We start from the raw sequence: 3563 nt of genomic DNA on the forward strand, positions 1-3563 counted from the left end.
CAGTATTGGGTGATCAAGTCGGCTGATCAACAGACTGAAGCGAAGAGCAACACCTCGCGCCCACTCCTTTATTCCTTGAGTCTGGCTGCGAGCGGCAGCTCCTGGATGTACTACGGATCCACCAGTTATGCCGCAAAGCACGGCATTGAGTTTGCAGGTCTTTATGTTGGCATCGTTCTTGTTTTCACCCTGGGCTTTCCGCTCGTGCGCAAGATCGTCCAGTTAGCAAAATCAGAAGGTATCAAATCGATATCGGACTTCATCGGCGCGCGATACGGCAAAAGTTTTACGGTCGCTGCACTGGTGACTGTCATTACCACCATCGGCCTCATCCCTTATATTTCGCTGCAGATGACGGCGATTCATTATTTGATCGATGTTTTGAGCGGCGTTTTTGATCCCAATGACATTCTCGATGAGCACAGGTTGCATCTATTCATAGTCGCAGTAGAGATCGGTATCGGCCTATTCACAGTCTTCTACTGCGCCCGCTCGCCGCATTTCAAGGAGAGATATGAGGGGCTCATCCATGCCTTGGCTGTTGACAGCGTCATCAAATTCACCGGCTTCGTACTGGTCGGAATCGCCGCAGTTACATTTTTATTTGGTTCACCGACTGGAATTTTTACTCGGCTCATAACGAATCAACTCAATATACCTGCGCTCCAGCAAGGTATGTCAGCCGGCAATTTCATCGGCCTGATATTGATCGGCGCGTCATCGGTCTTGTTGCTGCCCAACCAATTCTATCTAACGATCGTCCAGAATCGGGGCGCTTCCGAACTCAGCATCGCTCGATGGTTTGTTCCATTGTTCCTGCTGATCATCGGCATATTCGTATTACCTATCTCTGCAATCGGATCGATGGTCCTACCGGCACAAGCATCGGCAGATTTTTACTTTCTTTCACTGCCCTTAGCCGCGGGACGGCACTGGCTTGCCATTGTAGCTTTTGCTGGGGGGATATCCGCCGCAACCACGATGATCATCGCTCCGTCGATTTTACTCTCGGTCATGATTTCGAATGATCTTATCCTGCCGGTATTACTTAGGCGGGCAAATATCAACTTGCCGGAGATTGCAAAGGATTTCACCAAGATTATCCCCAATTTGAGACGAACCGCTCTCATAGGAATTCTCATCGCGGCATTTGCCTATCAGTTTGTTGTCTCTGTTCGTGTCGACTTCGCTGTTATGGCACTGATCTCGGCCATTGCCATGATGCAGCTCCTACCACCGCTACTTGGCGGGCTGTTCTGGCGTCGAGGCACGGCAAGGGGCGCGATTTGGGGGATGCTCGCAGGCTTCTGCGTCTGGGCCTACACGATGGTGCTGCCAACCATGCTCGACACCGGATCATCAATTGTCGTAGACGGTCCGTTCGGCCTAGCCGCCCTGCGACCCCACGCCCTGTTCGGCTTAGAGGCCAGCAACTACATAAACTCCCTGTTCTGGAGCTTATCGGTCAACATCACGCTCTTTATCACCGGCTCGCTTTCCAGAAGCGCCACTCCGCTTGAACGCATCCAGGCTTCGATATTTATTGCGGACGCCGCCTTGTCGATGAATGCTGTCGGAAGTCTCCAGCCGAATGTGACCGTTTAAGCAGGAAAATATCGCACTCGAGGGTAGTGATGCAGCAGATTTCAAGACTGTACACTTCGCTGAGCAGTTGCTATCGGGCATTGTCGGCTCACCTTCGGCGCGTATGATCCTTTCCTTGGCTATGGGCCCCACCGGCCCGGCCCAGCGTCGTGCTCAGATCTTGCTTGATCACGCGACCGACGCGCTAGCGCAGAACCGCCACCTTTTGCAGACCGCGCTAGACCAGATGGATCAGGGCATCAGCGTCTTCGACCGACAGTATCGGCTTAGTTGCTGGAATACGCAGTTCCGCCTCATCCTCGATCTTCCAAAGGAGCTGCAACGGATGGGCACTCCCCTTAACCGCATACTCTCGTATCTATACGAGCGTGACGATCTCGCGGACTTTACGAGTAAAACCCTCACTGAACAGTTTACCGACATTTCAGCTCCCTGGCGCATCAAGCTTAAAGGAACCGGCCAGACGATCGAGATCCGCTCCAACTCGATACCAGATGGCGGCTTGGTGACAACGTTCACCGATGTGACAAATGCAGTTAACGCCGATAATCTGTTGCGCCAGACCAATGAGTCTCTCGAGTTGCGTGTACGCGATCGTACGGCAGAGCTTACGCTGGCAAATCAACAATTAGGAAAGGCTCAACGACGAGCCGAAGAAGCCAATCTCGGTAAAACGCGGTTCCTTGCCGATGCTGGACATGACCTTCTCCAACCATTGAATGCTGCCCGCCTCTACTCCTCTTCCTTGATGGAGCAGCTTGGAAATTCGCGCGAAAAGGAGCTCGCCAGCAACGTTGATTCGTCGCTTGAAGCGGTTGAGTCCATCATCAGCGCACTACTCGACATTTCAAGATTGGATACGGGGGCGTTAAAGCCCGCCATTTCTGTCTTTCGTCTCGATGCGTTATTGCAACAAATTGCGCGGGATTTTGCACCCACGGCGCGAGAAAAAGGCCTGGATCTGCGGATAGTTGCCAGTTCGGCAATCATTGCGACGGACCGCAACCTTTTGAGGAGGCTCGTTCAAAACCTGGTGTCGAATGCCATCAAATATTGCCGGTCAGGAAAAATTTTGGTTGGAGTGCGACGGCGTGGCAAATCCATGGAGTTGCAAATTCTCGACACTGGTATTGGTATCCCCACCGGCAAGCTTGACCATATATTCCGCGAGTTTTCGAGGTTGCCGGAAGGGATGAAAGAATCCGATGGCCTAGGTCTTGGGCTTTCCATTGTCGAGCGCATCGCAAAGGTCCTTGACCTGTTGATCATTGTCACGTCGAGAGTCGGCAAAGGATCGGTTTTTTCAGTTACTATGGTAGCCTCAAACGTGCCGGTTCTACCCACGATCGAAGCAACGCAGACGGTAAAACCTTTTGGCGTCTTGACCGGGCTTACAGTTCTGTGCGTCGACGACAATGAGCGATCGCTTGCCGGCATGCAGGAACTCCTGACGACTTGGGGCTGCCAGGTCTTGCCCTTCAAAAGCGGAAAGACTTTGCTAGCCTATTGCGTCGAAAACCCTGCAGCAATCCCAGCCGTTATTTTGGCGGATTATAATCTGGACGAAGAAAACGGACTCGACGTCATTCAAAATACCCGCGAGCACTTGCAGCGACATCTCAAAGCAGCCTTGATCACTGCTGACCGCTCGAATCACGTGCGGGAACGCGCGTTGCTAGAGGATATTTCGATTATCAATAAACCCGTGCGCCCGGCTATTTTGCGCGCACTGCTCTCGCATTTCAGTCAGGCAATTGCAGCGGAATAATCCACGGCAAATTAGTGAAGTCCGATCGTCGGCGCTTCAACTGGAAGCACCTCCTCTTTGAAGCGCGCCAACCGGATAACGGCCTGAGTCCGACTTTCGACGCCGAGTTTGTAAAGCACGGCGGACACATGCGCCTTGATAGTCGCCTCCGAGACGTTAAGTTCATGCGCAATCTGCTTGTTCAACATAC

2 protein-coding genes and 1 pseudogene are annotated in these 3563 nt (G+C 52.5%); 2 read left to right on the forward strand and 1 reads right to left on the reverse strand.

Annotation, left to right across the window (positions count from 1 at the left end; all coding sequences use genetic code 11):
* Together ACXJ5O_RS21735 and ACXJ5O_RS21740 are read left to right on the forward strand one after the other, a co-directional pair.
* Positions 1-1605: pseudogene (locus ACXJ5O_RS21735) on the forward strand (hybrid sensor histidine kinase/response regulator); the annotation flags it as partial.
* A gap of 226 nt (positions 1606-1831) precedes the next feature.
* The gene (locus tag ACXJ5O_RS21740; RefSeq protein WP_457301709.1) at positions 1832-3373 is read left to right on the forward strand and encodes a hybrid sensor histidine kinase/response regulator; all 1542 of its coding nucleotides are present in this window, start codon (positions 1832-1834) and stop codon (positions 3371-3373) included.
* An 11-nt stretch (positions 3374-3384) separates the two neighbouring features.
* Here ACXJ5O_RS21740 and ACXJ5O_RS21745 read toward each other — a convergent pair.
* On the reverse strand, positions 3385-3563 hold a 179-nt coding region (locus ACXJ5O_RS21745; protein ID WP_457301710.1), incomplete at its 5' end, for a response regulator transcription factor.

Source organism: Phyllobacterium sp. P5_D12, assembly GCF_054049495.1.

Excerpts from the sequence above, each read along its gene's own strand:
- ACXJ5O_RS21740 (WP_457301709.1), top strand. The coding sequence starts at position 1,832 with ATGGATCAGGGCATCAGCGTCTTCGACCGACAGTATCGGCTTAGTTGC.